General features: G+C 71.5%; 18 protein-coding genes. 5 read left to right on the top strand and 13 right to left on the bottom strand.

Annotated features, from left to right (window positions below; translation table 11 throughout):
* Window positions 1-6 precede the first annotated feature (6 nt).
* The 11 genes from ACTG9Q_RS06790 to ACTG9Q_RS06740 form a co-directional block, all read right to left on the bottom strand.
* The gene (locus ACTG9Q_RS06790; RefSeq protein WP_455571751.1) at window positions 7-1683 is read right to left on the bottom strand and encodes a S8 family peptidase; all 1677 of its coding nucleotides are present in this window, start codon (window positions 1681-1683) and stop codon (window positions 7-9) included.
* A 171-nt stretch (window positions 1684-1854) separates the two neighbouring features.
* Entirely contained in the window at window positions 1855-2952 is a 1098-nt protein-coding gene (gene mnmA / locus ACTG9Q_RS06785) for a tRNA 2-thiouridine(34) synthase MnmA (protein ID WP_455571750.1), read from the bottom strand.
* Window positions 2953-2957: 5 nt separating this feature from the next.
* The gene (locus ACTG9Q_RS06780; protein ID WP_455571749.1) at window positions 2958-4172 is read right to left on the bottom strand and encodes a cysteine desulfurase family protein; all 1215 of its coding nucleotides are present in this window, start codon (window positions 4170-4172) and stop codon (window positions 2958-2960) included.
* Window positions 4173-4276: 104 nt separating this feature from the next.
* Window positions 4277-5632: an MFS transporter gene (locus ACTG9Q_RS06775; RefSeq protein WP_455571748.1), complete on the bottom strand. Its 1356-nt coding sequence runs from the start codon at window positions 5630-5632 to the stop codon at window positions 4277-4279.
* Between the two features lie 64 nt (window positions 5633-5696).
* The gene (locus ACTG9Q_RS06770) at window positions 5697-6554 is read right to left on the bottom strand and encodes a lysophospholipid acyltransferase family protein (protein WP_455571747.1); all 858 of its coding nucleotides are present in this window, start codon (window positions 6552-6554) and stop codon (window positions 5697-5699) included.
* A 2-nt stretch (window positions 6555-6556) separates the two neighbouring features.
* Window positions 6557-7321, bottom strand: a complete 765-nt coding sequence (locus tag ACTG9Q_RS06765) for a GNAT family N-acetyltransferase (protein WP_455571746.1) — start codon at window positions 7319-7321, stop codon at window positions 6557-6559.
* A 196-nt stretch (window positions 7322-7517) separates the two neighbouring features.
* A complete protein-coding gene (locus ACTG9Q_RS06760; protein ID WP_455571745.1) occupies window positions 7518-8486 on the bottom strand; it encodes an electron transfer flavoprotein subunit alpha/FixB family protein in 969 nt (322 codons plus the stop codon).
* Window positions 8487-8509: 23 nt separating this feature from the next.
* Window positions 8510-9295, bottom strand: coding sequence for an electron transfer flavoprotein subunit beta/FixA family protein (locus ACTG9Q_RS06755; RefSeq protein ID WP_455571744.1), 786 nt, complete (start codon window positions 9293-9295; stop codon window positions 8510-8512).
* A 290-nt stretch (window positions 9296-9585) separates the two neighbouring features.
* Window positions 9586-9966 carry a hypothetical protein gene (locus ACTG9Q_RS06750; protein ID WP_455571743.1) on the bottom strand — a complete coding sequence of 127 codons (381 nt, stop codon included), beginning with the start codon at window positions 9964-9966 and terminating at the stop codon, window positions 9586-9588.
* On the bottom strand, window positions 9963-10172 hold the full coding sequence (locus ACTG9Q_RS06745; protein ID WP_455571742.1) for a DUF397 domain-containing protein: 210 nt from the start codon (window positions 10170-10172) through the stop codon (window positions 9963-9965). The genes ACTG9Q_RS06750 and ACTG9Q_RS06745 overlap by 4 nt, the downstream gene beginning before the upstream one ends.
* A gap of 165 nt (window positions 10173-10337) precedes the next feature.
* On the bottom strand, window positions 10338-11213 hold the full coding sequence (locus ACTG9Q_RS06740; protein ID WP_455571741.1) for a helix-turn-helix domain-containing protein: 876 nt from the start codon (window positions 11211-11213) through the stop codon (window positions 10338-10340).
* A 118-nt stretch (window positions 11214-11331) separates the two neighbouring features.
* Between ACTG9Q_RS06740 and ACTG9Q_RS06735 the strand changes: the two genes are divergently transcribed.
* Window positions 11332-12144, top strand: coding sequence for an SAM-dependent methyltransferase (locus tag ACTG9Q_RS06735; protein WP_455571740.1), 813 nt, complete (start codon window positions 11332-11334; stop codon window positions 12142-12144).
* A gap of 121 nt (window positions 12145-12265) precedes the next feature.
* Here the strand turns inward: ACTG9Q_RS06735 and ACTG9Q_RS06730 are convergent, their stop codons facing one another.
* Window positions 12266-12742 carry a hypothetical protein gene (locus ACTG9Q_RS06730; RefSeq protein ID WP_455571739.1) on the bottom strand — a complete coding sequence of 159 codons (477 nt, stop codon included), beginning with the start codon at window positions 12740-12742 and terminating at the stop codon, window positions 12266-12268.
* A gap of 76 nt (window positions 12743-12818) precedes the next feature.
* Between ACTG9Q_RS06730 and ACTG9Q_RS06725 the strand changes: the two genes are divergently transcribed.
* The 3 genes from ACTG9Q_RS06725 to ACTG9Q_RS06715 are packed head-to-tail and all read left to right on the top strand — an operon-like array spanning window position 12819 to window position 16342.
* Window positions 12819-13586 carry a class I SAM-dependent methyltransferase gene (locus ACTG9Q_RS06725; protein ID WP_455571738.1) on the top strand — a complete coding sequence of 256 codons (768 nt, stop codon included), beginning with the start codon at window positions 12819-12821 and terminating at the stop codon, window positions 13584-13586.
* Window positions 13583-15085: a 1,4-alpha-glucan branching protein domain-containing protein gene (locus ACTG9Q_RS06720; RefSeq protein ID WP_455571737.1), complete on the top strand. Its 1503-nt coding sequence runs from the start codon at window positions 13583-13585 to the stop codon at window positions 15083-15085. The genes ACTG9Q_RS06725 and ACTG9Q_RS06720 overlap by 4 nt, the downstream gene beginning before the upstream one ends.
* Window positions 15086-15094: 9 nt before the next feature.
* Window positions 15095-16342, top strand: a complete 1248-nt coding sequence (locus ACTG9Q_RS06715; RefSeq protein WP_455571736.1) for a glycosyltransferase family 4 protein — start codon at window positions 15095-15097, stop codon at window positions 16340-16342.
* 24 nt (window positions 16343-16366) lie between these two features.
* On the opposite strand, the gene ACTG9Q_RS06710 is transcribed toward ACTG9Q_RS06715, so the two are convergent.
* The gene (locus ACTG9Q_RS06710) at window positions 16367-17080 is read right to left on the bottom strand and encodes an HAD family hydrolase (RefSeq protein WP_455571735.1); all 714 of its coding nucleotides are present in this window, start codon (window positions 17078-17080) and stop codon (window positions 16367-16369) included.
* 118 nt (window positions 17081-17198) lie between these two features.
* On the opposite strand from ACTG9Q_RS06710, the gene ACTG9Q_RS06705 reads away from it, so the two are divergent.
* Window positions 17199-18494: a helix-turn-helix domain-containing protein gene (locus tag ACTG9Q_RS06705; protein ID WP_455571734.1), complete on the top strand. Its 1296-nt coding sequence runs from the start codon at window positions 17199-17201 to the stop codon at window positions 18492-18494.
* The last annotated feature ends 297 nt before the right edge of the window (window positions 18495-18791 follow it).

The following is an 18791-nucleotide window of genomic DNA, read 5'->3' as shown; positions in this document are numbered from 1 at the left end:
GGGCGCTCAGCGTTTCCAACCCAGTGACGTCAAGTAGTCGTCGACCTCGGCCAGTGCCTCGGCGGCGCGCAGCGGGCGGTCGCAGAGGGCCTCGGGGTCGGGCCGGTCGGCCAGCCGCTCGGCGAGCATGCCCGCGATCACCGGGGTGGCGAAGGACGTGCCCGCCCACACGGCGAAGCCGGTGGTCAGGTCGTCGTGGTCGGGGGCGGCGCGGACGTGGTCGCCGTTGTCCAGCGAGATGGACCCCTGCCCGGAGCCCTGCCACAGCGGCACGGTGCTGACCAGCGCGTTGCCCGGCGCCCAGCGGGTCACCCAGTCGCCGTCGTTGCTGAAGGCGGCCACGGTCTTGCCGGAGGCGTTGAGCGCGCCGACGGCGACCAGCAGGTTGTTGCCGTTGTTGCTGCCGTCGGCGTTGAGCGCGTGCGCGGCGGGCACGAACGGCCGCGCGGACGCGTCGTTGCCCGCGGCGGCCACGACCGTCACGCCCAGCTCGGTGAGCTTGCGGACCGCCTCGGCCAGCAGGAAGCCGGTCTGGGTGTCGTCGGTCTCCGGGTAGAAGCCCAGCGACAGCGAGACCACGTCCACCAGGTCGGCGGGCCGGTCCTCGGCCAGGGCTGCGACGACGCGCAGGCGCAGCCACTCCAGGGCCAGCAGCACGATGCGGTCGGTGGTGATGCCGTCGGTGTGCAGGACGCGCAGCGACAGGATGCGCGCGTCCGGGCAGTTCTGGTGGACCAGGCCGGTGACGAACGTGCCGTGCCCGCTGTGCGAGTCGGTCAGGCCCAGCAGGGGCTGCACGACGTCGCGCTGGTCGAGCGGGGAGACCAGGGACGGGCCGGGCTGGTGGCCGCTGGCGGCGGCCAGCGCGGCCTCGGAGTCGGCCAGCAGCTGCTGGAAGTCCGGGGCGATCTCGACCACCGGGTCGTCCGCCGGGTCGCCGACGGGCAGCCACGGGTGCTCGCCGATGCCGGTGTCCAGCACGGCGACGACGGGGCGCCTGCCCGCGGCGATGTCCTGGACGTCGCGGCGGCGGGGCTGGGGCACGAACAGCCGCACGGGGTTGCGGCTGCCGGTGGCCAGCGGCAGCCCGGCCGGGACCTGTCCGTGGGGCTGGCCGTGGCCGAAGGGCTGGCCGTGCCCGAACGGCTGGCCGTGGCCGAAGGGTTGACCGTGTCCGAAAGGTGTGCCGTGCAGTTCCACTGAAGCAGCTCCCGCCAGGTGCTCAAGTCCGATGCCCCGGGTGTCCTCGTCGTCGAGCTTGCGGCGCAGCCGCACGAGCAGCGCCCACGGATCGGGCAGCTGGTCGGCGCAGGAGTCCTCGCTGAGCCGGATGAGCGTGGACACGGGCAGGTCCTCGGTGAGCCGGGGCAGGACCTCCTGCCAACGCTTGGTGGTGGGCACGATCGGCTCCAGGACCACCTCCATCGGCGCGAGGACCTTGTTCAGCCGGGCCAGCGCCTCCGGGTCGCGCACCACGCGCAGCGGCACCAGCAGGGTGTCGCCGCGGTAGAGGGTGGACCCGGGCTTGCCCTCGGCGCCGCACAGGGCCGACGCCGGATCGAGCACGCGGGCGCGATGGCGTTCGAGCAGGGCCAATGCCGGGCCCGCGGGCAGGCGGGTCCCCCCGCTCGGCGGCTTGTCCCCGTTGGCCGCTGTCCCGGTGTTCGGTCCCATCGTCACCATCGCCCCACCCTTCGTGACGTTCTGTGCTCCGTTTGAGGCCGTATCTGCCATTTGTAGTAGAGCAGCTCACGCCTCATCAGATACGTCGCTCACCATATTTCCTGCGTAACGGGTTGGTGTGAAATCCCCGTCGGGTGAGGATGATTACGCAGCGTAGAGGGCTGGTTGCGATTACTCGTTCGGCCGCGTGGCGCTGGTGGTCGCGCTGATGGTCGCGCTGCCGAGCACGATGTCGCCGTCGGGGTCGGGGCGGTAGAGGACCACCGCCTGTCCCGGTGCGACTCCCGTGAGGGTCTCGTGGGGCCGGACGATCAGGACACCGTCCTGGACGCGGGCCGTCGCCGGGCTGGTGCCGCCGTGCGCGCGGACCTGGGCCACGCAGTCGACCGCGCCGACGAGCGGCTCGTGGCGCGGCCACACCGGCCGCTCCGCGACGATCTCGGCCACGGCCAGCCGTTCGATCGGTCCGACGCGGACGGTGCCGTCGACCGGCTCCAGGGCGAGGACGTAGCGCGGGCGACCGTCCGGGGCGGGACGGTCGATGCCCAGGCCGTGGCGCTGGCCGACGGTGAACCCGTGCACCCCGGTGTGGACGCCGAGCACCGCGCCGGTCTCGGCGTCGACCAGGGTGCCGGGGCGCTCGCCGATGCGGGACTCCAGGAAGGCCCGGGTGTCGCCGTCGGGGATGAAGCAGATGTCGTAGCTGTCGGGCTTGTCCGCGACGGCGAGGCCGCCCGCGGTGGCCTCGGCGCGGATCTGGTCCTTTGTGGTGTCGCCGACCGGGAACATGGCGTGCTTGAGCTGCTCGGGGGTCAGCGAGGCGAGCACGTAGGACTGGTCCTTGGCCTCGTCGACGGCGCGGCGCAGCACCCCGCCTGCGAGCCTGGCGTAGTGGCCGGTGCAGACCGCGTCGAAGCCCAGGGCGACGGCCTTGTCCAGCAGCGCCTCGAACTTGATGCGCTCGTTGCACTTCAGGCAGGGGTTGGGGGTGCGGCCCGCGGCGTACTCGGCGACGAAGTCCTCGACCACGTCCTCGGTGAACCGCTCGGCGAAGTCCCACACGTAGAAGGGGATCTTGAGGATGTCGGCGGCGCGGCGGGCGTCGTGAGCGTCCTCGACGGTGCAGCACCCGCGCGAGCCGGTGCGCAGCGTCCCCGGCTTGGCCGAGAGCGCCAGGTGCACGCCGACCACGTCGTGCCCGGCGGCCACCGCCCGCGCGGCGGCCACCGCCGAGTCCACTCCCCCGCTCATCGCGGCCAGCACGCGCACGTTCCTCAGACCTCCGCGGGCTTTCGCCGCATCCCGGCGAGACCCGCCGACCGGGCCCGCTCGACCACCGGCACGATCGCGGCGACCAGCGCGTCGATGTCGGCCTGGGTGGTGGTGTGGCCCAGGGAGAACCGCAGGGACCCGCGGGCCAGGTCGGGGGCCACGCCCATGCCGAGCAGGACGTGGCTGGGCTGGGCGACACCCGCGGTGCAGGCGGACCCGGTCGAGCACTCGATGCCGCGGGCGTCGAGGAGCATCAGGAGGCTGTCGCCCTCGCAGCCGGGGAAGGTGAAGTGGGCGTTGCCGGGCAGGCGGGACGGCCCGCCGTCCATGACCGTCTGGCCGGGGTCGCCGTTGAGGATGGCCAGCGGCAGCACCGCCCTGACCCGGGCGACCAGGTCGTCGCGCAGCTCGGTGAGCTGCTGGGCGCGGGCTGCCCGCCGCGTGGTGGCGGTCTCGATGGCCGCGGCCATGGCCAGGATGGAGGGGACGTCGAGGGTGCCGGAGCGCACGTCGCGCTCCTGGCCGCCGCCGTGCGTCAGGGGGACGCAGGGCACGTCGCGGCCGAGCAGGAGGGCGCCGACGCCGTAGGGGCCGCCGACCTTGTGCCCGGAGACGGACAGCGCGTTGGCCCCGCTCGCGGCGAAGTCGACCGGCAGCGCGCCGACGGCCTGCACGGCGTCGGTGTGGAAGGGGATGCCGAACTCCGCGCACGTCTCGGCCAGCTCGCGGACCGGGTTGACGGTGCCGACCTCGTTGTTGGCCCACATGACGCTGACCAGCGAGGTCCGCTCCGGCGCCTCGGCGATCGCGGCGCGCAGGGTGTCGGCGTGCACGCGGCCGAAGTCGTCCACCTCCAGCTCGACGACCTCCGCGTCGGCGTGCTCGCGCAGCCACAGGGCGGCGTCGAGGACGGCGTGGTGCTCGACGGCGCTGACCAGGACGCGGGTCTTGCGCGGGTCCTTCTGGGCGCGCGCCCAGTGGATGCCCTTGACGGCGAGGTTGTCGCTCTCGGTCCCGCCGGAGGTGAAGACGACCTCCGATGGCCGCGCGCCCAGCGCCGCCGCGATCGACTCCCGCGCCTCCTCCACCGCTCGGCGGGCCCTGCGGCCCGAGGTGTGCAGCGAGGAGGCGTTGCCGAGAGCGGGCAACGCCGCGGTGAGCGCCGTCACCGCCTCCGGCAGCATCGGCGTGGTGGCCGCATGGTCGAGATACGTCATCGCGCCACCAGCGTAACCAGGGCCGTCACGGGCATCGGGCTCAGCACCCTCCTTCCAACACGCCGCCGCCCGCCCTTGTTCCGCCCACCGCCACGCGCCATCGGTCAGTCACGGGTGCGTAAGAACAGGACCGCGCCCGCGGCGGCGACGCCAGCCATGATCAGGTTGATGACGACGATCGCCGCCGTCGGCGCCGCCGGGGAGGCCAGCGCGGCCAGCAGGACACCGCCCGTGCCGACCAGGAGGGCGGAGAACAGCATGTCGGAGACCTGCAGGGCGGAGGAGGCGAAGCCGCGTTCGGTCTCCGGGGCGTACCCGAGCGCCAGCACGCTCACCGCGGGGAAGGCCATGCCCATGCCCGCCCCGGCGATGGCCCACCACAGCGACGCGGTCCACGCCAGCGGCCAGTCCGGGGCGATCAGGGCCATGCCCGCCAGGCCGACGGCCAGGAACGTGAAGCCGATCCGGACCAGCGTGGAGCGGTCCAACTCGACCCTGCCCTGCCACCAGGACGCGGTCGACCAGCCCAGGGCGCCGACGGTCAGCGGCAGACCCGCCAGCGCGGGCGAGTAGCCGTGCACGGCGCTCAGGGTCAGCGGCACGAACGCCTCCACCCCGAAGAACGCGCCCGCGAGCAGCCCGCGCGCCAAGACGACCCGCGGTAAGCCGGGACGCCCGCGCAGGGTGCCCCGCGGCAGCAGGACCCGCAGCGCCGGGACGATGGCCGCCACGCCCGCCACCCCGAGCCACAGCGTCGTCCCGGACGGGTGCTGCACCGCCCAGGTCAGCGCCGTAATGCCGAACCCGGCGGCCAGGGCGGCCAGCGGCAGCCCGCGCCGCCCCGGACCGGATGGCTCGACGCGGGGCAGCCCCCGCAGGGTCGGGATCAGCAGCAGCACACCGAGCAGCGCCAGCGGGGCCAGCCCCAGGAACACCCAGCGCCAGCCCACGAACGAGGTCAGCACCCCGGCGATCGTCGGGCCGAGGATGGACGGCACCACCCACGCGGCGGCCAGCAGGCCGAACATGGCGGGCCGGAGCGCCACCGGGTACACCAGCGCGATCAGCACGTAGATCGCCACCGCCTCCGCGCCCAACCCGAGGCCCTGCAGGAAGCGGGCGGCCAGCAGCGTCGGCATGTCCGACGCCGTCCCGGCCACCACCAGCCCCACGAGGAACAGCGCGGGGCCCACCATCAGCACCACCCGCGGCCCCACCCGGTCGCTGACCCGCCCGGCCAGCACGGTCGAGACGACGCTCGCGGCGAGGAAGGCGGTGAACGGCCAGGAGTAGAGGTGCCCGCCCTCCAGGTCGGCCAGCATCCTGGGCATGGCCGTGCTGACGCCCAGGTGCTCGAAGGCGCCAATAGTGATCAACAGCAGGATGCCCACCGTGGTGGCGCGATTCTGCTTGCCCCACAGCGGGTTCGCGGCCGGGGGGCGCAGGGTCGGGGTGCTCACCTGTTCATGGTGCACTCTCCACCCTGGTGGAGGTCCAGCCCAATTTCCGCGCCTGTGGACAACTTCAGGCCGCGGGCACCTCCTGGCGGCGGGCCCGCCGCGGCGCGGGGATGGTGACGCGCAGGCCGAGGGCGGTTTTCATCGCCGATTCGGTCAGCATCGCCAGTGCCGCGCGGTCGTCGGCCCTGCCCGGCGCGATCTCCGCGCACACCCGCAGGTCGACGACCAGGCCCCGCAGCCTGGCCACCCGCAACATCGACTCCAGGATCGTCTCGGTGCCGATGAACGCGGGCGCCGGGGTCTCGCGCCCGTCGGCCAGGTGATAGCGCAGCGCCAGGGGCCGCACCGGCACCCCGGCGTCCAGAGCGGCCTGGAACAGGGCGGGCCGGAACCTGCCCATGCCCTGCCCGCACCAGGTCGTGCCCTCCGGGCACACGTAGACCATCGCGCCGCCGCGCAGCGCCTCGGTCAGCCGCCGCACCGCGTCCGGCAGCGACCGCAGGCGCTCGCGGTCGATGAACACCGTGCCCGCCGCGGCGACCAGCGGCCCGAGCACCGGCCACGACCGGATGTCCTGTTTGGCCAGTGACCGCATGGGCCGCACCGCGCTGACCGCGGCGATGTCCAGCCACGAGATGTGGTTGGTCACCACGAGCACGCCGCGGCTGGACGGGGGGACCGGCTCCGAACAGGTCAGCCGCACCCCGAAAGCGCCCAGCAGCGCCCGGAACACGTGCTTGGCCACCCACTGCCTGCCGTGGCGCCCGATCAGCGGCAGCGCCGGGAGCAGCAGCAGGCTGCACACCAGCACACCCAGCGCCGCCGCCAGCCGCAGGACGGTCAGCCCCCAGCCCACGGTCGGCTCGTCACCCCGGAGGCAGTGCGGCCCGCAGGGCGAGAGCGGCATGTACGGGTGGGACACGGCTACTCCCCGAGGAAGAAACGCAGGTACCGCTGGTCAACGTGCTGGAGGCCCAGCAGCACGAAGAAGTCCGCGACCCCGAAGTCGGCGTCCAGCGCGGGCGGCCCGCACACCCGCGCGCCCAGGCGCAGGTAGCCCTTGAGCAGCGGCGGCAGCACCGCCCGCCCGGCGGACGCGGCGCTCTCCGGGTCCCACGGGGTCAGCGGCCGGACCCGGTACTCCTCGTCCGCGTAGTGCTTGGCGCGCACGGTCTGCCACACGCCCGCGGCGAGCGCGCCGCCGTCGGCCAGCGGGACCGACGCGCAGCCCGCCAGCCACTGGTGCCCGGAGAGCAGCATGTAGCGCGCGATGCCCGCCCACACCAGGCTGACGACCGCGCCCGTGCGGTGGTCGGGGTGCACGCAGGAACGCCCGGTCTCGACGAGTCCCCCGCGCAGTCCCGACAACCGCGCGAGATCGAACTCGGTCTCGGAGTACAACCCGCCCGCCGCGACCGCGCGTTGCGGCGGGAGCATCCGGTAGGTGCCCACGATCTGCCCGGTCGGGTCGTGGCGGACGACGAGGTGGTCACAGTGCTCGTCGAAACGGTCCACGTCCAGCCCGGCGACCGGCGAGTGGAGGTTGGCCCCCATCTCACCTGCGAAGACCTCGTGGCGCAGGCGCTGGGCGGCCTCGACATCGGCGGAGTCGTGGGCCACCAGCAGGGAGTAGTGCGATGCGTCGGTTCCCGGCTTCGGCGTGCTCAGCAGGACCTGGGAATGGGTCATGGCTTAGGTGTACGGCCCGGCACGCGTCCGCCACGCCCCCGTTCCCCTTACCAGTCGGTGGACCTTCCGTGAATTGCCGGTAGGCCGGAATCCGGACCCACGATTCCGCTCCGCCACGACGGCAAAGGGCGGCTCCCGGGAATCCCGGGAGCCGCCCTTGAGTACTGCCCTGAAGTACGGCGCCGATGTACCGCGCTCAGCCCTTGCGCTTGGCGACCTCGTCGGTCAGCTGCGGGGCCACGGTGAACAGGTCGCCCACGACACCGAAGTCGGCGATCTCGAAGATCGGCGCCTCGGCGTCCTTGTTGACCGCCACGATCGTCTTCGACGTCTGCATACCGGCCCGGTGCTGGATCGCGCCGGAGATGCCCAGGGCGATGTAGAGCTGCGGGGAGACCGTCTTGCCGGTCTGCCCGACCTGGAACTGCGCCGGGTAGTAGCCGGAGTCGACCGCCGCGCGGGACGCGCCGACGGCGGCGCCCAGCGTGTCGGCCAGCTTCTCCACGACGTCGAACTTCTCCGCCGAGCCGATGCCGCGGCCGCCGGAGACGACCACCGACGCCTCGGTCAGCTCCGGCCGGTCGCCGCCGATGATCGGCTCGGTGCCCGCGACGCGGGTCGCCTTCGCGGCGTCGACCGCGGGCACGGCGACGGTCTCCTCGGCCGCGGCGCCGTCGGCGGCCACCGCGTCGACGCCACCGGGGCGCACGGTCACGATCGGCGTGCCCTGGGTGGACTTCGACTTCACCGTGAAGGCGCCGCCGAAGATGCCCTGCACGGCGACGATGTCGTCGCCGGAGCGCTCCACCCCGACCGCCTCGATCAGCACGCCGGAGTCGGTGCGCACGGCCAGCCTGCCCGCGATCTCCTTGCCCTCCGCGGTCGCCGGGATCAGCACGGCCGCCGGGGAGGCCGAGCCGACCAGCGCGGCCAGCACGTCCACCTTGGGCGTCACCAGGTACGTGGCGGCGTCCTCGGACTCCGCGACGTAGACCTTGGCCGCGCCGTAGCCCGCCAGGGCTTCCTTCACCTTCGCCGCGGTGCCGGGCGCGCCGACCACGACCGCGGCGGGCTCGCCGAGCTCGCGGGCCGCGGTCAGCAGCTCGAAGGTGACCTTCTTGACCTCGCCGTCCACCTGGTCGACGAGGACGAGGACCTCAGACATGTTCTCGTTCTCCTTTGTGGACGTCAGATGAGCTTCTGGCCGATGAGGTACTCGGCGATCTTCGTGCCGCCGTCACCCTCGTCGGAGACGCGGGTGCCCGCCGCGCGCGGGGGCTTGGGCGTGGCCTCCAGCACCGCGGTGCTGGCGCTGGCCAGGCCGACCGAGCCCGGGTCGATGCCGAGGTCGGCGACGGTCAGGGTGTCGACCGGCTTCTTCTTGGCCGCCATGATGCCCTTGAACGAGGGGTAGCGCGGCTCGTTGATCTTCTCGCCGACGCTGACCACCGCGGGCAGCGTGGCTTCGAGGTGGGCCAGCCCGGCGTCGGTCTCGCGCGTCACCTTGATGCTGGTGCCGTCGATCTCGACCTTGCGCGCGTGGGTGAGCTGCGGGTAGCCCAGCACCTCGGCGAGCATGGCCGGGATGGCGCCGCCGCGGCCGTCGGTGGCCTCGTTGCCCGCGATGACCAGGTCGACGCCCTCGACGCGGCCGATCGCCGCGGCCAGGACCTTTGTGGTCTGCAGCAGGCAGGCGCCGTGCAGGGCCGGGTCGGAGACGTGGATGGCCTTGTCCGCGCCCATCGACAGCGCCTTGCGGATCGCCTCGGTGGCCCGGTCGGGGCCGACGCTGAGCACGGTCACCTCGCCGCCCTGGGCCTCCTTGATCAGCAGCGCCTCCTCGACGGCGCGCTCGTTGATCTCGTCGAGCACCGCGTCGGCGGACTCGCGGTCGAGCGTGTGGTCGCTGTCGGAGAGTTTGCGCTCCGAGTAGGTGTCTGGCACCTGCTTGACCAGGACAACGATGTTTGGCATGGGTCTTCTTCGACCTCCCGGGTACGAGCAGCCGACCAAGTGCGGCGCGACGTGCCGATTGTTGTGCGGTTCGGCAGACCTTGCCACGAGGGTCGGCCGCACGGCACGGTGGCCTTTGCCACGACCGATGTTACTAGCCAGTAGGAGGTCGGCAACCCGGATGCCCGGTGACGGTACTCACCTGGACACTCCGGACACGCCAAAGGCCACCCCGGGGCAGGGGTGGCCTTGAGCGGGCGGTCCCGCCAGGCGCGGCGGCGGGAATCCCGTGGGCGTCACGCCCGCGCGGCTCACGCCGTCGCGGGCAGCCACTTCGCCCGGCCCGGGGTGGTGGGCACCCAGCACCCGCGCGCCCAACTTGCCGCACAGGACTGGTCGATCACCCCGGGAGTGTGGTCATCAGGGAGGTCAAGCAACGCGGCCAGCACATCGGAGGCTCGGCCCGCGCGCTGCCACAGGATCTTGGCGGGGCGGGTGATGTCCGTGGTCTCGCCAGGCAGCCTGGTCGCCTCGACGTCGTCCTCGGCGCGCAGCCGGACGACATCGATGACGTCGTGGTGCACCCGCACCCCGACCACCGCGGTCAGCTCACCGCTGGCGTCGCGGGGGTGCAGGAACTCGAAGCCGCGCCTCACCAGCGCGCGCAGTTGCGACTCCGTGTCCGAATTCACCGCGCGAAGCCCCTGATCACGTCCGCGACGGAACCGGGGAAAACCAGGGCGGGTCCGGTGGGGCACTTGGAATCGCGCACCGCGGTCACCTCGCCGAGCGGGGCCAGTTCGACACAGTTTCCGACGGCGCCGCTGCGGCTGCTCTTGCGCCACTGCGCACCGGTCAGATTCTCGGCCGAGACTCCGTTGCGGACCACGAAGACCACCTTCCCGCTGCTCACTCTTGGTGTGAATGCACGTGCGCTTGGTAGTGACGACGGTAACACGTGCACCCGGTCGGGCAAATGCACGTGCATCCGCACAAGCCAAGAGCACCCGATAGCAGTAATTGAGCAACGGGTTAGCCTGTTTGGGTTAACACAGAGTGATTCTCACAGCTCAGCGCGACGCTTCGACAGCCGCTGCCGCGTGCGGCTGGGCGTCTCCGCGTCGACCGTCAGCCGGTCCACGGCCCGGCTGTACTGCTCGATCTCCTCGCGTCGGTCGAGGTAGATCGCGTTGGTGAGGTGCTCGATGCAGACCAGGTCGGGCAGCTCGGGCTCGGTGAAGCGCAGCATGGTGAACGAGCCCTCGGCGGCGTAGCCGCTCAGGTCGTAGGGCACGACCTGGAGCGTGATGTTGGGCAGCCGGGTGATCTCCAGCAGGTACTCGATCTGCTCGCGCAGCACCTTCTGGCCGCCGATGGGGCGGTGCAGCACGGACTCGTCGACGACCGCCCACAGCTTCGGCGCGTCGGTGCGGTGCAACACCTTCTGCCGGTCCATCCGCAGTTTGACGCGGCGGTCGATGTCCGGCGTGGCCATCTCCGGCCTGCCGTGGCTGACGATCGCCCGGACGTAGTCCTCGGTCTGCATCAGGCCGGGGACGAACTGCAGCTCGTAGGTCTGGATGCGGGAGGCGGACTCCTCGAGGCCGACGAAGTCCTGCAGCCAGTTCGGCATCAGGTCCCCGTAGCGGTACCACCAGCCCGGGTTGTTGGACTCCTTGACCATCTCCAGGTACTCGGCACGCTCGGCCTCGTCGTGCACCTGGTACATCGTCAGCAGGTCGGCGACGTCGCGCTCCTTGAAGCCGACCCGGCCCAGCTCCATCCGGCTGATCTTCGACTCCGAGCCGCGGATGGCGTAGCCCGCCTCGCCGCGGCTGATCTCGCAGGCCTCGCGCAGCCGCCGCAATTGGGCGCCGAGCACGATCCGGCGCGCGGTGGGCCTGCCCACGCTGCCGCCGTCTGTGCGCCGCTCGACCACTTGCCGCTCTCCTCATGGGCCAAACCGAGACCGTGCGCCCCTTGTCCACGACGCCAATGCGAGGATACTCCTTCACTGCACATCGTCCATGATCGACGACGCTCTGTGAGGATTTGCGATGCCGACTCCCGTTTACATAGACACGACCAAAGCGAGCATCGCTCGGGTGTATGACGCCTTCTTAGGGGGAAAAGACAACTACGAGATCGACCGTGAGGTCTTCCGCCGGGTCAAGCAGGTCGCGCCCGAAGCGGCGACACTCGCCTTCGACAACCGGCAGTTCCTGATCCGCGTCGCCCGGTTCGTCGCCTCCCAGACCGGCATCCGCCAGTACCTCGATTGCGGGTCGGGCCTGCCCACCGCGGAGAACACCCACCACGTCGTGCAGCGCCTCGAGCCGGACTCGACGGTCGTCTACGTCGACAACGACCCGGTCGTGCTCGCCCACGGGCGCGCGCTGCTGGAGGAGAACGAGCTCACCCACTTCATCGCCGAGGACATCTTCGAGCCCGAGCGGCTGCTGGAGAACGAGACCCTGCGCGGACACCTGGACTTCAACGAGCCGATCGCGCTGTTCCAGCTGGGAACCATCCACCACTACGACGGCGAGCGCGACCCGGCGGACATCATGCGCGCCTACATCGACGCCCTGCCATCGGGTTCGGTCGTGGCCATCAGCCACTTCTTCGACCCCGAGGACGACGGCGACCTGTCGCGGCTGGCCCGCCGCATGGAGGACGTCTTCGTCCACAGCCCCATGGGATCGGGCCTGTTCCGCACCCGGGACGAGATCGAGGCCATGTTCCCCGGCCTGGAGATGATCGACCCGGGCGTCACCCTGTGCGCCGACTGGTGGCCCGACGGTCCCCGCCTCAAGCCCCTCGACGCGGTGTCGCAGTGCATCGCCGGTGGCATCGGCCGCAAGCCCTAGCCCTGCTGACTGGCACTGGCACCTGATCCTGGCGCTTGGACCTGGCACCTGGCACTGACGTCTGACCCCGGCGCCTGGCACTTAGGCACTGGCGCTCAGCACTGCCGCTTAGCCCCGGCGCTCAGCCCTGGCGCCTGGCCCCGTCCGGCCAGAGCACCGTCACCGGCAGCCCTCGCTCCCGCGCGGCGGCGACCACGTCGGCCGTCCCGCCGTGACCACCGGCGGGCCCGCCGTCCCAGACGGCGATCACGGCCAGCACGGTGCTCAGCACCTGTTCGCTCGCGGCCATGTACGCCTCCTCGCCCGCCTGGGCGTAGGGCAGGACGCGCACGGTGTCGGCCTGGCGGATGAGGGCGTCGAACTCGGCGGCGTTGTCCGGGGAGACCACCCGGTCGCGGTAGTCCGCCGAGGGCAGCACGACCTCGACCCGGCCGCCGAGCCCGAGCACGACCCGCGCGAACACCTGGTCGGCGCCCTGGGCCAGACACGTCACGCCCACCAGGTCCTCGGCGTCGGCGAGCGCGGACTTGATCGCGTCGGCGACCAGGGGTGTGGTGTCGGCGGTCAGGTTGCTGTGCCCGGTGATGCCGATGCGCATGGGGTCCTCATTCGGGGGACGGCGATCCGCGCACGCTACCCGCCCGGGGGCTACTGACCGGTAGCCCCCGGGGCGCATGGGTTACCGTGCCCGCGTGGCCACGGACACGACCCCGCTCCCGCTGACCGGTGAACGCACGGTCCCCGGGATCGCCCAGGAGAACTACTGGTTCAGGCGCCATGAGGTCGCGTATCTCCACCTGGCGCACCACTGCGCCGACGCGGTCGTCCTGGAAGCCGGGTGCGGTGAGGGCTATGGCGCCGACCTGCTCTCCATGACCGCGCGGCAGGTCCTCGCCCTGGACTACGATGCCCACACCGCTGCCCACGTCGCCCGCGCGTACCCCGGGGTCCACACCGTGCGCGGGAACCTGGCCACCCTGCCGCTGCGGGAGCACGCCGTGGACGTGGTGGCGAACCTGCAGGTCATCGAGCACCTGTGGGACCAGGAGGGCTTCCTCGCCGAGTGCCACCGCGTGCTGCGCCCCGGCGGCGCCCTGCTGCTGACCACCCCCAACCGGATCACCTTCTCCCCCGGCCGGGACACGCCGCTGAACCCGTTCCACACCAGGGAGTTGGCCGGGCGCGAACTGGCCGGGCTGCTGGCCGACTCCGGCTTCACCGTGGAGTTCCTCGGCGGCGTCCACCATGGACCCCGGCTGGCCGAACTCGACACCCGCTTCGGCGGATCGCTGATCGACGCGCAGATCGAGCACGCCCTCGCCGACGCGCCGTGGCCCGCCGACCTCCAGGAAGCCGTCGCCTCGGTGACCGCCGAGGACTTCGTCATCACCGACGACGACGTGGACGCCTCCCTCGACCTCGTCGCGGTCGCACGGGCATGAGCGAACCGATCGGCGGGTTCGCCCTCGTCCTGCACAGCCACCTGCCCTGGCTGCCCCACCACGGCACGTGGCCGGTCGGCGAGGAGTGGCTCTACCAGGCGTGGGCACACTCCTACCTGCCGGTTGTCGACCTGCTGCGCCGCTTCGCCGACGAGGGCCGCCGGGACGTGCTGACCCTCGGGGTCACCCCGGTCCTGGCCGCCCAGCTCGACGACCCCTACGCGCTGCGCGCGATGCACGACTGGCTGGGCAACTGGCACCTGCGCGCGCAATACGCCGCGGTCAACTGGCGCGGCGCCGACCACCGGCTCCGCGAGCTGGCCGCCGCCGAGTTCCGCGCGTCCGGCGCGGCGCTGGCCGACTTCGAGCAGAACTGGCGGCACGGCTTCTCCCCCGTGCTGCGCCCGCTGGTCGACAACGGCGTCATCGAGCTGATCGGCGGCCCGGCCACCCACCCCTTCCAGCCGCTGCTCGACCCCCGGGTCCGCGGGTTCGCCCTGCGAGCCGGGCTCGCCGACACCGCCCGCCGGGTCGGCAGGCGGCCCGCGGGCATCTGGGCCCCGGAGTGCGGCTACGCCCCCGGGATGGAGACCGGGTACGCCAAGGCGGGGGTGCGACGGTTCCTTGTGGACGGTCCGGCCCTGCACGGCGACACCGCTTTCGCCCGCCCGGTCGGCGATTCCGGCGTCGTGTGCTTCGGGCGGGACCTGGAGGTCACCTACCGGGTCTGGTCGCCCAAGGCGGGCTACCCCGGGGACGCCGCGTACCGGGACTTCCACACCTACGACCACCCCTCCGGCCTCAAACCCGCCCGCGTGACCGGACGGGGGGTGTCCCCTGAGGACAAGAAGCCCTACGAGCCGCTGCTGGCAGAGGATGCCGTCCGCAGGCACGCACAGGACTTCGTGGACACCATCGTCGCCAGGCTCACTGATCTACGGCGACGGCACGGCAGGCCCGCGTTGGTGGTCGCCGCCTACGACACCGAGTTGTACGGCCACTGGTGGCACGAGGGTCCCGCCTGGCTGGAGGCCGTCCTGCGCGCGCTGCCGGAAGCGGGCGTCGAGGTGACCACCTTGGACAAGGCGCTCGACCACTACGTCGGCACCCCCGTCGAGCTGCCCGCGTCGTCCTGGGGATCGGGCAAGGACTGGCGGGTGTGGGACGGCACCCAGGTCGCCGACATGGTCGAGGCGAACGCCCGCCTCGAAGCCGACCTGCTCGACCTCGCCTGCGCCACCCGCGACCCCGCGCGCGACCAGGCCGCCAGGGAGGCGCTGCTGGCCCTGTCCAGCGACTGGGCGTTCATGGTCACCAAGGACTCCGCCGCCGACTACGCCCGGCGCCGCGCCAAGGCCCACCACGAGCGCTACGCCGAACTGGCGTCGCTGATCCGCGCGGGCGCCCGCGAGCGGGCCGCGACCCGGGCCGCCGAGCTGCGCGCGGAGGACGGGGTCTTCGGCGCGCTCGATGCCCGCGATCTGCTTACCGACGAGTAGGGTGCCCGGATGCGCGTGCTGATGCTGTCGTGGGAGTACCCGCCGGTCGTCATCGGCGGGCTCGGCAGGCACGTGCACGCCATCGCCCGCCACATCGCCGCGCAGGGCCACGAGGTCGTCGTCCTCTGCAGGCACGAGGCGGGCACCGACGCGGCCACCCACCCGACCGAGGACGCGGCGGCCGACGGCGTCCGGGTGGTCAGGGTGGCCGAGGACCCGACGCACCTGGTGTTCGAGAAGGACCTGGTCGCCTGGACGCTGGCCATGGGCCACGCGATGATCCGCGCGGGCCTGCGCCTGCTGGACCGCTGGCGCCCGGACGTCGTGCACGCCCACGACTGGCTGGTCACGCACCCGGCGATCACGCTGTCCGAGCAGGCGGGCGTGCCCCTGGTCGCCACGCTGCACGCGACCGAGGCGGGCAGGCACTCCGGCTGGCTGTCCCAGCCGCTCAACCAGCAGGTCCACTCCGCCGAGTGGTGGCTGGCCAACCGCGCCGACGCCCTGATCACCTGCTCGGCGGCCATGCGCGCCGAGGCCGCCCACCTGTTCGAGGTCGACCCCGAGGGCATCGAGGTCATCCACAACGGCATCGAGCCCCGCAGCTGGCGCGTGCCCGCGACGGTGGTCCGCGCGACCCGCGCCGAGCACGGCGACGCGCCGCTGCTGCTGTTCTTCGGCAGGCTGGAGTGGGAGAAGGGCGTGCACGACCTGATCGCCGCCCTGCCCAAGATCCGCCGCACGCACCCGGGCGCGCGCCTGGTGGTCGCCGGGCGCGGCACGCAGACCCGCAAACTCATCGACCTGGCCCGCAAACTCCGCGTCCGCCGCGCCGTCGACTTCGCGGGCCACCTGAGCGACGAAACCCTCTCCGCCCTCCTCGCCGCCGCCGACGCGGTGGTGCTGCCCAGCCGCTACGAGCCCTTCGGCATCGTCGCCCTGGAAGCCGCCGCCGCAGGCGCGCCACTGGTCGCCTCCACCGCAGGCGGCCTGGGCGAGGTCGTCATCAACGGCCGCACCGGCCTGTCCTTCCCCCCGGGCGACATCGACGCCCTGACCACCGCCATCCGCACCGTCCTGGACGACCCGACAAGCGCCCGCCGCCGCGCCCGCACCGCCAAGTCCCGCCTGTCGGTCGACTTCGACTGGAACCGCATCGCCGCCCAGACCGTCGGGGTGTACGCAGCGGCTCGCGTGGGCGAGCACCCACCGCTGGGCAGGCCGAAGATCGCCTCCGGCAACGCCTTCAACCGCTGACCGGCCGCTCTGACATCTTCCATTTCATATGCCCGACATTTCCAGAAGGTGGGATCGGGCCTCGATCAGGCTGTCGAAAACTGCGACCGCCCCCGCTTCCTCCAGTTCGGTTCGGCTTGTCTTGCCAGTGGAGACGGCGACAACGGCCACCCCCGCCTCTCGCCCTGCGCGGACATCGTTGGCGGTGTCCCCGATGAGAACGGTTCGGTCGTTCGCGAACGGCTCACCGGCTCGTTCTCGGGCTCGTCGCTGGGCGATGTGCACCAACTCGGCCCGGTCGTGCCCGTCCTCGCCGTACGCCCCTGCATCGAGATCGACGAATTGGTCGAGGTCAAAGGCTTCCAGCTTGACTCGCGCGACATCTCGCAGATTCCCGGTCAAGACGCTCTGGTAGATCGCGGGCAGACCGGCAAAATGCGCGAGGGTGTCCTGTGCCCCCGGCAATGCCCGTCCTGTGCCGGTGAGCTCATGGCGGTGTTCGGCGTATGCGCGAACCAGTTCGGCCGTGACGTTCGAGATCGCCTCGTCTGTCGACTCGATGCCGTTCAGCCGCAGCGACTCCGCGGTGATGTCCAACTCAGTCCTGCCCGCGATCTTGGCGAGCCGGCGCAGCTCCTGCCCAGTGGCCTTCTCGAACGCCCCCTTGTAGAGCGCAAACCCAATACCGCGCGTCTCGATCAGGGTGTGGTCGATGTCCCAGAGAATCAGGAGGCGGGCAGAACCATCGGCAACGGACATGGCAGAAGTTTGCCAGTCCGCCGCTCAGCAGCCCGCCCGGCGATCACGGTGGGCTATGTCGTCCCAAGTCAACCCCGGCGTACGATGGCAGCACGGCGTTACGGTTGGAGTACTCAGCGTGTCGGTTGACCAGGGAAACCAAGCTCGCCAACTTGGCGAGCGGCTGCGTCGTATCCGACTTGCCCAGCGCCGCCAACAGACCGTTGTCGCCGGGCTCGCCGGGATCACAACCGACTACCTGTACCAAATCGAGCGTGGACTGAAGCTCCCATCGTTGCCGGTCCTCATCGAGTTGGCCCGCGTACTCGGCCAACCGGTGTCGGCTCTGCTTGGTGAAGGCCCCGCGTCGAGCACCACGGCAGAAGATGCCCGGCCCCGCAGTGCGGCAGACGAGCCGCCCACGACGCTGGCGAAGTTCGATCCGATCCCTGGACCGGGCATGGTGCGACTGGGCGAAGACCTGTACCGGGCGATGACGACCCTGGCAGGCGATACCGCGACGAGGTCTTCGTCAGACCTCGGCGATGAGGTCGAGCGCGCGTGGGACACCTGGCAGCGCCACCCACAGCGGTACAGCGAACTCAGTGCGACCGCCCCAGCACTGGTCACGGGCGTTGAACAACAGCTCCGCGAGCTTCAAAGCGCCGATGCCCACGCAGAACGTCGCGTGGTGGCCGGGCACGCAAGTGACCTCTACGGACTCCTCCGCTCGTTCTGCAAGCGAGTCGGGCGCATCGAGCTGTCGCTCCTCGCCGCTGATCGCGCCATCCGCTCGGCTGAACTCGCGGACGACCCGACCCGCCTGGCGGCAGCACAGTGGAACCTGGCCCATGTCCTACTGGCCGATAACGAGCCGGCAGGGGCCGAAGACGTGGCGATGGCCGGTATGACGGCACTCCAGTCTGGTGCCAGCGCCGAATCAGCCACGGGCGCGGCTTTGCGCGGAGCACTGCTACTTGTTGCCTCGATGGCAGCCGTGCGTCGTGGTGACGCCTGGACGGCCCGCGCCCGCGTCGATGAAGCGAGCCGCCTGGCAAAGCGCACCGGCGAACAGAACGCCTGCTGGACGGCGTTCGGTCCCACCAACGTGGCGATGCACGCGGCCAGCGTCGAGCTGATGGCCGGTCAGGCCAGCGAAGGACTCCATCTCGCGGAGCAGGTCGACCACCGTGCTTCACCGTCGATCGAGCGCAGGGTCGCGTTCCTGCTAGACCAAGCACAGGGCTGGCACCAGAAGCGCGACAACGCCCAGGTGCTCGTGCTGCTCATCGAGGCGGAACAAGAGGCACCTGAAGATCTTCGCTACCGCCCGGCTGCGAAGTCACTCATTGCCAACCTCATACAGAGGGGCCGACGGTCGGTGGCTGAGCAAGCAACATCCCTCGCGGGGCGATTGGACCTCGTTATCTCGTAGGGCTTGCTCGCGCAACCGAGCCAACAGACAACCCGAGCTGACAGTACGGATTCGGCTACTGACCTGCACATACGTTGCTCCCTGGCACCCGGATACCGGGAGCACCCGCGCTGAGACAAGCCCGATGTCTCCTCCATCAGCGTAGGCAGCTCACGGCGTTCGGTATGCCTCCAGACATGGCACCGGAGCCGGGAGACACGAGATGCCACAGCAGCCGATCACGCACGAAGAGGCACCCTGGTCGAGGTCAGCGAGCGTCCATGACGTTGTCGATCACTTCATGCGTTTCGCGTTGCG

The sequence above is a fragment of the Actinokineospora lacus genome (genome assembly GCF_053813445.1).
The sequence above is the reverse complement of the archived record's forward strand: the minus strand, read 5'-3'. Positions and strand labels throughout refer to the sequence as shown.

What these genes read in the sequence shown, in the direction of transcription:
- ACTG9Q_RS06790 (WP_455571751.1), bottom strand. Translation starts at nt 1,683, where the DNA reads ATGGTGACGATGGGACCGAACACCGGGACAGCGGCCAACGGGGACAAG.
- ACTG9Q_RS06780 (WP_455571749.1), bottom strand. Translation starts at nt 4,172, where the DNA reads ATGACGTATCTCGACCATGCGGCCACCACGCCGATGCTGCCGGAGGCG.
- ACTG9Q_RS06765 (WP_455571746.1), bottom strand. Translation starts at nt 7,321, where the DNA reads ATGACCCATTCCCAGGTCCTGCTGAGCACGCCGAAGCCGGGAACCGAC.
- ACTG9Q_RS06760 (WP_455571745.1), bottom strand. Translation starts at nt 8,486, where the DNA reads ATGTCTGAGGTCCTCGTCCTCGTCGACCAGGTGGACGGCGAGGTCAAG.
- ACTG9Q_RS06755 (WP_455571744.1), bottom strand. Translation starts at nt 9,295, where the DNA reads ATGCCAAACATCGTTGTCCTGGTCAAGCAGGTGCCAGACACCTACTCG.
- ACTG9Q_RS06735 (WP_455571740.1), top strand. Translation starts at nt 11,332, where the DNA reads ATGCCGACTCCCGTTTACATAGACACGACCAAAGCGAGCATCGCTCGG.
- ACTG9Q_RS06730 (WP_455571739.1), bottom strand. Translation starts at nt 12,742, where the DNA reads ATGCGCATCGGCATCACCGGGCACAGCAACCTGACCGCCGACACCACA.
- ACTG9Q_RS06725 (WP_455571738.1), top strand. Translation starts at nt 12,819, where the DNA reads ATGGGTTACCGTGCCCGCGTGGCCACGGACACGACCCCGCTCCCGCTG.
- ACTG9Q_RS06720 (WP_455571737.1), top strand. Translation starts at nt 13,583, where the DNA reads ATGAGCGAACCGATCGGCGGGTTCGCCCTCGTCCTGCACAGCCACCTG.
- ACTG9Q_RS06715 (WP_455571736.1), top strand. Translation starts at nt 15,095, where the DNA reads ATGCGCGTGCTGATGCTGTCGTGGGAGTACCCGCCGGTCGTCATCGGC.
- ACTG9Q_RS06710 (WP_455571735.1), bottom strand. Translation starts at nt 17,080, where the DNA reads ATGTCCGTTGCCGATGGTTCTGCCCGCCTCCTGATTCTCTGGGACATC.